Annotated in this window: 11 protein-coding genes and 1 pseudogene; 5 read left to right on the plus strand and 7 right to left on the minus strand. The window is 59.0% G+C overall.

Translation table 11 applies throughout. The features are described 5' to 3' along the window. Positions 1-122 precede the first annotated feature (122 nt). From ACM6J5_RS07630 to ACM6J5_RS07650, 5 genes and pseudogenes are all read left to right on the plus strand, one after another. Complete coding sequence (locus ACM6J5_RS07630) at positions 123-785, plus strand: ATPase (RefSeq protein WP_095943766.1); 663 nt, start codon at positions 123-125, stop codon at positions 783-785. A gap of 67 nt (positions 786-852) precedes the next feature. Continuing rightward, the gene (locus ACM6J5_RS07635) at positions 853-1,191 is read left to right on the plus strand and encodes a hypothetical protein (protein WP_095943767.1); all 339 of its coding nucleotides are present in this window, start codon (positions 853-855) and stop codon (positions 1,189-1,191) included. A gap of 216 nt (positions 1,192-1,407) precedes the next feature. Further along, on the plus strand, positions 1,408-1,809 hold the full coding sequence (locus tag ACM6J5_RS07640) for a DUF1801 domain-containing protein (RefSeq protein ID WP_095943768.1): 402 nt from the start codon (positions 1,408-1,410) through the stop codon (positions 1,807-1,809). A gap of 176 nt (positions 1,810-1,985) precedes the next feature. Continuing rightward, on the plus strand, positions 1,986-2,375 hold the full coding sequence (locus ACM6J5_RS07645) for a c-type cytochrome (protein WP_150671669.1): 390 nt from the start codon (positions 1,986-1,988) through the stop codon (positions 2,373-2,375). Positions 2,376-2,474: 99 nt separating this feature from the next. Then, a pseudogene (locus tag ACM6J5_RS07650) lies at positions 2,475-2,711 on the plus strand (agmatine deiminase family protein); the annotation flags it as partial. A 152-nt stretch (positions 2,712-2,863) separates the two neighbouring features. On the opposite strand, the gene ACM6J5_RS07655 reads toward ACM6J5_RS07650, so the two are convergent. From ACM6J5_RS07655 to ACM6J5_RS07685, 7 genes are all read right to left on the minus strand, one after another. Further along, entirely contained in the window at positions 2,864-3,292 is a 429-nt protein-coding gene (locus ACM6J5_RS07655; RefSeq protein ID WP_414928106.1) for a nuclear transport factor 2 family protein, read from the minus strand. 2 nt (positions 3,293-3,294) lie between these two features. Next, the gene (locus tag ACM6J5_RS07660) at positions 3,295-4,029 is read right to left on the minus strand and encodes an SGNH/GDSL hydrolase family protein (RefSeq protein WP_414928107.1); all 735 of its coding nucleotides are present in this window, start codon (positions 4,027-4,029) and stop codon (positions 3,295-3,297) included. A gap of 6 nt (positions 4,030-4,035) precedes the next feature. After that, on the minus strand, positions 4,036-4,608 hold the full coding sequence (locus ACM6J5_RS07665; protein ID WP_414928108.1) for a chorismate mutase: 573 nt from the start codon (positions 4,606-4,608) through the stop codon (positions 4,036-4,038). 80 nt (positions 4,609-4,688) lie between these two features. Continuing rightward, entirely contained in the window at positions 4,689-4,979 is a 291-nt protein-coding gene (locus ACM6J5_RS07670) for a hypothetical protein (protein ID WP_414928109.1), read from the minus strand. 127 nt (positions 4,980-5,106) lie between these two features. Continuing rightward, entirely contained in the window at positions 5,107-5,376 is a 270-nt protein-coding gene (locus ACM6J5_RS07675; protein WP_414928110.1) for a PAAR domain-containing protein, read from the minus strand. After that, complete coding sequence (locus tag ACM6J5_RS07680) at positions 5,373-7,049, minus strand: DUF2875 family protein (RefSeq protein WP_414928111.1); 1,677 nt, start codon at positions 7,047-7,049, stop codon at positions 5,373-5,375. Before ACM6J5_RS07680 ends, ACM6J5_RS07675 begins: the two co-directional genes overlap by 4 nt. Next, the coding region (locus ACM6J5_RS07685) for a DUF3274 domain-containing protein (RefSeq protein WP_414928112.1) at positions 7,046-7,444 on the minus strand (399 nt) is incomplete at its 5' end. The genes ACM6J5_RS07680 and ACM6J5_RS07685, both read right to left, overlap by 4 nt.

Consider the following 7,444-nt stretch of genomic DNA (forward strand, 5'->3'; position numbering starts at 1 on the left):
TGCGCTGGCGCCGCTGCACTATTGGTTCAGTCAATAGTCACCATCAAGAATCGCAAGTTCTGTTTTTTGCGCAAAGGCGGAAAATTGCCTGCATTGAACACGCTGCTCAAGGAACCTGCGCGATGAAGATCTTGACCCGACTGGCTGTGATTGCCCTGTTGCTGGGCAGTGTTGCATCCACCGCATCGGCCTTTGCCGAAGACGCACGCACCTGCCATCTGTCGCCCATCACCGCTAGCCAGGGTGGGCTGCAATACGGGCAGACGGTCGGGGTGTTGTACAGCGAGAACACCGTGGAAAACCTGCAATACCTTGAGCAATACCACTCGGTGGCCGTCAACGGTGCGAAGAACGCACTGGATGCGCGGATTCGCCAGGCGTTCGTCGACAGCTCCGATCCGGACCTGGCCATCGAATGGCTGATGGGTTCGCTGCACCACACCTTTCTATCGGTGACCGTCTACGACAACCTCGATGCCCTGGTGCAGGCCCATCCCGATGTGGTGGTGATGCTCGATACTCATAACCAGTTGCTGACCCAGCGCAACGACCGGGTCGAGGCGCGTTTCGCCGCACGGTTCTACGACGCCAACCTGCAGTACATCGGCAAGGCCGAAGGCGCGGTGGAAAAACAACTGCCGTCGGTGTGGGTGCATGACAAGGCCGCGTCCGAGATCGCCGCGCAAATCGAACAGCAACGCGACCTGCAACTGACCGCGCTGAAACAGTTCGATGCGTCGTTGAAGGCGCTGGTAACCGCCGGATTGACCGCAGCAACAAATTAATCAGCCCGACGCCCATTGAGCGGCGGGCAAGCCGATCCACCGTTGATTTCTTTTCAGGACCTGATTCATGCGCACTGTTTTTGCCCCGACCCTGGCCTTCGTCTCACTGCTGCTGGCCGGTTGTGCCACGCCGAACGATCCGACGCTGACCTTGCAGACCAGCAAGTCACCCGAGGAGTACACCCATTGCGTGGTGCCGAAGTTGCAGCACGATGCGCTCTACCCAACGGTGTCGCAGACCCAGCGCAGCTACCGGATCGTCGTCCCGAGCAAAGTGGCGGCGGACAATGTGCTGGAAACCTATAAAGCCTCGAGCGGCGGCAAGGTGTTCCTGTACGAGCGCAAGCTGCTGGCCTCGGCGTTTGTGCCATCGACGTTCGAACGTGCGGCGCAGGAGTGTTTGTAAGCGCAGTTTCAGGCAAAAAAAAAGCTGCCGGGACTGGCAGCAGAAAGATAAAGCACGCATTGGATGGCCTGAGTATGGCGTCAGCTTCATGACGATACGATGACAGGTAAGCAATGTTGAGCCTTGGGGTGCCATCAGTCAGCAGCGCTCAAAAAAATCTTCGAACACCGTCTACCCTCATCGGTCACAACCATCATGATGAGGGTGCAGACGGTGATGAAAACGGACAAGGTTGAAACAAACGAAGCCTCGGCGCTGATCGACGAGCGAATCCGGGAACTGGCCGACTGGCGCGGCGAAACCCTGGCCCACGTCCGCAAGATCATCCGCCAGGCCGACCCCGAAGTGATTGAAGAGTGGAAGTGGCGGGGTGTGCCGGTGTGGGCCCATGCCGGCATCATTTGCACCGGTGAGACCTACAAGCAAGTGGTGAAACTGACCTTCGCCAAGGGTGCTTCACTGGACGATCCGTCGAAGCTGTTCAATGCAAGCCTTGAAGGCAATACCCGGCGTGCCATCGATATCCGCGAGGGTGAGCTGATCGATGAAGTGGCGCTGGCGGCGTTGATTCAGGCGGCCATAGAGCTCAATACATCCCGAACCCAATCCAAAAAGTAAGCCAGTACACAGAACCCCTGTGGGAGCGAGCCTGCTCGCGAATGCGGACTGACATTCAAAATCAATGTCGACTGACACACCGAATTCGCGAGCAGGGGACGGTGCCCACCTGACCGTTTTGGATATCCTCGGCTGTCATGTTCCAATAGCGAGTACTCGCAGTCTGGAAACGCAACATGAAGAAAATCGCCACCCTGACCCTCAGCCTGGCGTTCACCGCAGGCCTGTTCAGCGCGCCTGCCTTTGCGGCCGGCGATGTCCAGGCCGGGGAGAAAGTGTACAAGCGCCTCTGCAGCGGCTGCCACCAGATCGGCGAATCGGCTCGCGCCTTCTTCGGCCCGCAACTCAATGGCGTGATCGGTCGCCAATCTGCCGTGACCACGGACTACGTGTATTCCGATGCGATGAAATCCGCCAACCTGGTCTGGAACCGCGAAACCCTGATCGCTTACCTCGAAGCACCGAAGAAAGTCGTGCCCGGCACCCGCATGATTTTCTGGGGCCTCAGTGATCCAGAAAAAATCGAAGATCTGCTGGCCTACCTGCAAACCTTCCCGGCGCAATGATCACGCCGTGGTCTGCTGCTCGGCCGCCAGGTTGTCCACCAGCCACTCGGTGAAAGCTCGCACCATCGCGATGTTTTCGCTGTCACGGCGGGTCAGCAGCGCCAAAGCCGGTTCAGCAAAGACAATCAGGACTTCGCCGCCGGCTACATCAACTACTTCGTGATCAACGGCGCAATCATCGCCCCGCAATTCGGTGACAGGAAAGCGGATGCCAAAGCCTTCGACCTGCTGTCCGAACTCTACCCGGACCGCGAAGTGGTGCAGCTCGACATCGACGCGATCTCTGCCGGTGGTGGAGGGATTCACTGCGTGACCCGTCATCAGCCGATGGTTTAACGGTTACACATGATCTGAGTTGGAACACCGGACCTGTAGGAGCGAGCCTGCTCGCGATGGCGGAGTGTCAGTCAATATGTTGTTCACTGACCCACCGCCATCGCGAGCAGGCTCGCTCCCACAGGGATTTTTGGTGAATCAGGTGAATCGAATCAGGCCTTACTGGCCTTCAGATAAGCCCCGAGGCGCCGCCCCATTTCCTCACCCAACGCCTGCAAGCCACTGAGCGGTCGCACCATCACTTCAAACTCGACAATCCTGCCCTGTTCGTTGAAGCGGATCATGTCGATGCCCTTCAGCTCTTTCCCGCCGACCCTGGCGCTGAATTCGAGAATCACGTTCAAACCATCCGCCGTCGCCAGCTCGCGGTGATAGGCAAAGTCCTCGAACACGTTCATGACCGTGTTGAGGATCATCGACACCACCGGCGCCCCCGGATACGGCGTGTGCGCCATCGGCGAACGGAACACCGCCTGCGGATCGAGCAGTTCGGGCAAGGCGCTCAAGTCGCGGCTGCCGATCATCGCGTGCCACTGCTTCAGGGACGCTGCGACGTTGTGGTTCAGGTTCAGCTCGGACATCTTCAACTCCTGTTTTTTATTGTGGTGGTGCGAAAACGTTGGTCGATGACCCTGGCGGCATCGTCGGCCCACTGGCGGTAGAGCATCGGCCCCGGATGAAAACCATCGCTGGCCATCAGGCCCGGCTCGGGCGCCAGCGGGGTAGTCAGCATCGTACATTGATCCAGGCATGCGGCCAGATCCGCCAAATGTGCATTGAAACGCCGCGCCCTGAAACCCAGGAACCAGCGCAAGGGCTGCGGCAGCGCGGGGAACAGATGCATCGGCGGAAGCGGCGACACCACGATCTGCCTCACCGCGAACTTGTCACACAGCAGCGCCATCAAGCGCCGTTGCCGAGCGAGCCACTGATCCAGGGTGAGTGAGCTGGTGACATCGTTGACGCCGATCGACAACAGCGCCACATCGAACGGCTCGGGGTCGTGCTGCTCGAGCAGCTCCAGCAACCCTTGGGAATCCAGACCCGAGCGCGCCCAGAGTTTCCACGAAACCTGGTAATCATCGGCCAGGCGCGCGACCAGTCGACCGCAGAGGGCTTCATCCTGAGTCAATGCGCCCACACCCGCAGCGGCGCTGTCGCCGACAATCAACAAGCGTAGAACCTCGCCGCTGCCGGATTCGCCGTGGCGTTCACCTTCGGCCTCCGGCAACTTCGGCGTCACGCGCCGCGTGTACAGACCCTGCGCCAGCAACAACGGGCCGAGCAGGATTTTGGCGAGGGTTTCAGTGTGGCTCATTAGAGGTTATCGCCCCACAACGCACAACTCCCCGGTCGCACGAATCATCGCCTGGCCATGCAGGTAATCCTTGATCAGCGCGGAGCGTTCGGTGGCCAGCCATTGCGGGCAGTTCGGGTCATTGCGGTAGGGCAGGAACGCGGAGTACTGCGTGAGCAGCTGGTTTTGCAGAGTGTCGAGCTTGGGCCGGATGTCGTTAACGAGGTCCGGCCGTGGCGTGTCCGGCGCCTTGTGCGCCGCTTGCCATTGTGCGATTCGGCCGTATTGCACCAGTTTGCTGGCTTCGATCTGGGCGCCGATCAGGTCGGCGACATCGTCGGGGTCAAGCTGGTGCTGGGCTGCCTGCTTCCTGGCGTTGGCGATGACTTGCGCTTCCCGGGCGTTGTCCTGGACCGGTTTACCGCTGTCCCACTTGGTCAGCGCCACCAGCTCGCTGATGTTCAACCGCTCATTCATCGTTGCCAGCAAGGGTTGCAAGGCATCGGGCGCCGGGGGCGTCGTGCCGGCCTGGGCGCCGCCAGCGAACAAGCCGAGCAGGGCGCAGGCCAGCCAGTGCGGCAAGCATGGGGAACGGTGCATGGGCAGAACCTCCTTGGACGTAAAAACACTCCGGCTTGTGTATCACAAGTGCGGCCAGGGCACGACAGGTTGCGAAGGATTCAGGTTAGCAGCCGTTCAATCTGCGCCAGCTCCCAGGTGCTGAGCAGACTCACCGGGTCGGTGCCGAAGCGCTGCCCGATGTCGAACACATATTCACGGCCATCGGGGCTTTGGCCGTGCAGGCAGTGGCGCAAGTGGCCGGCGTCGACCTCCAGTGTCAATTGCCAGCCGTCGATCTCGACCCGTACATCGCCAGACTCGCCAGCGTCGTCGACTCGCTGGAAGGTGCAAATGCCTTGGGCGGCATCGCGCAACGGCTGGTAAACCTCGCGGGCGGTGAGGGCGGGCACAGGTGTCTCCGGGGTGAAATCGGGGAGGCACAGAATAGATCATCGGTCCGCAAAAAAAACCGATTGATGAAGCCGGGATTTGACGCGGGGAGCTGCCCCGCAACAAAGAGATAGCCCGGTATTTCGTCTAGACCACCTGCACATTCCGAGCTGTGCCCGCCACAGCATGACAACCGCAGGCCAGGAGATGGCCCTGCAATACGACGGGAATGCCGTTCATACGCCGGCGCGGATGCCCTTCGACGAAGGCAAACTCGCCCTGATGCAACGGGCAGGTAGCCTTGTCGCCCAGCACCGCCGGTGTTTTTCCATTGAGGGTGTGTGTGCCTTCGAGCTGGCAGGAGACGACGGTGCCGCCACTGCTGGTGGCATCGCCCAGGCAAATGGGATGGCTCATGGTTTATTTCCCGGCATGCGAAACCTGAACGGGTCGGCGCCGTGGGTTTGCTGGTTTTTCGTTTTGCGGGCTTCGTCTGGCGGACGGACCATTTGCACGGTGACGCTGCCGTCCTCGCCGGTGTACACCACCGCGCTGACACCCCCTTCCTGATAGCTGGCAATCGTGGCGAGGTTGATTTCGACCAGGGCGCTGCTGACGCCGGTGTTGCCCAGGCGCCGACCGATGTCGTAACCCTCATCGACATTGCCCAGCTCGAGGCCGGCTCCATCGACATTGAGGCCGTGCAACGCAATGGTCAGGGCGATTTCGCCTGGCGTGTTGTCGGTGCTGTCGTAAAACACCCGTGCCGGTTTTTCACCTTTGGGCAGGGTTTGCAGCGCCTGTAGCCAGCCTGCTTGCAGGGCCTTGGCCTGCAACGCGGGTTTGAGCGGTTTGCCGTTGTCGTCCTGCATCGAGACTTTGATCGGGCGGTGCAGGTAGCCCAGGACCGGAGCTTTATCGAACTCTTTGACTTGATGCTCGGCCCAGCGCACCGGTAGCCATGCAGAGGGTTCGAAGTAGCCTGGGCCTCGGTTGCTCAGGGTTTGCCAGAGGGTGGGGAGCTGAGATTGCCAGTAGGTGGAGGACATCGTGCCGGGGCCGTAGGGATTCTTGATCCCCTCGGCACGTTTGGCTTCTTTATATACGTTTCTAAACAGCGGCGAATGCTCCCAATAAAACGCCCACAACTTGCCCATGTCGGTGTTTGTGTTCTGGTTATCCTCCGAATCATGGGGGGCGAAGGGGCGGATGTAACGGTCTACCCGATCCGAACGGGTGACCAGCAGACCGGTTACGCTTGTGTACACCGCTGGCACAACCTGTACACTTTGCAATCCTGGAGTACCGGCCACGCGGTAGCCGTTTCGAGTGACATCGCCGTCCTCACTCACGATCAATGCCTGCGGTACCTTGGGGTTCTCATCAAAGAACTTGAACAAGCGCTCGATCATGCTTTGGGCATGGGTGGTGTTGTCGGCGTCCTGCCAGAGGAACAATGTGACACCCAAGGTGGCGGCATTACGCCCGTCCAAAATATTAGCAGCAGCACCCGTATCTTCAGGTTGCTTGGGCGGGGCTATCGCAAATACCGGGATTGGCCAATAGGCTACCGAGTCGCTGGCTGAATGGGTGAAGGCCGCTCGCACAGCAAGGCGGTTGGTGTTTGTTCTGGATGTTAAAGAGGCCTTGTAATCATTGTGGTTCTTCGAAAAAATCGAAGTAAAGTTGTCTGCTTTCTTCTCGATTTTTTGCCACACCGATGATTGATGCCACCCTTGTACCGCGAGCCCCACCCCCCGTATTTCCAATGCATAAGTGCGCTCTTGGGCAGCGACTTGCTCGGTTCTTTCGGCCATGACTTTTGATTTGTAGGCTGCGAGTTCTGCGTCTTGGTAGGCCTCTGCCTTACCGATCCAATGCAGGCTGTAAATTAATGCCAACGCACCAAAAATACTCGCGACTCCCCAACGCATAACGGCTCCCATGTCCCTGAATTCCCTATTTTCAGCCGGTATTGTGTAGATGATGAACAGTAAAAAACCGAGCCAAATGGCTATCATTATCCCGGCCGTCCAGAGATAACCCTTCAGGCGCGGCTGCTGTGATTTGTCCTGCTGGCGATCCCTCATATAGCCCCTCCTTTTTCCGAAAAGGGCAAAATCAAATTTGGCGGCGTCAACGACACTAGGTCTATCGAGGGGAACTCACCCTCGTCGTAGTACAAATAGCTGGCCTCAACCAATGCTTGAGCCTTTACACTCAGTCGCGACCAACCATCCATCTTCATGACTTCATCAAAGAAGCGCTTTTTGTCCATCTTCCAATCCGCAATCGCCACCAACACTTCCCGCATCACCGGGTCACCCAGACACCTGGCCTGACCAATCGCAACATCCATCGCCGTGACCCAGCGATGGTTCTCCGGGCTGCGCAATACTGCCGAGTGATAGCTGTTGTCAGTCCATTCCTTCTGGTCAACCTGCATGCGCGCACGGATTTCGTTAGGGGTTTCCTCGCGGTAGAT

This window comes from Pseudomonas sp. IT-P74, assembly GCF_949768175.1.
Classification (GTDB): Bacteria; Pseudomonadota; Gammaproteobacteria; order Pseudomonadales; family Pseudomonadaceae; genus Aquipseudomonas.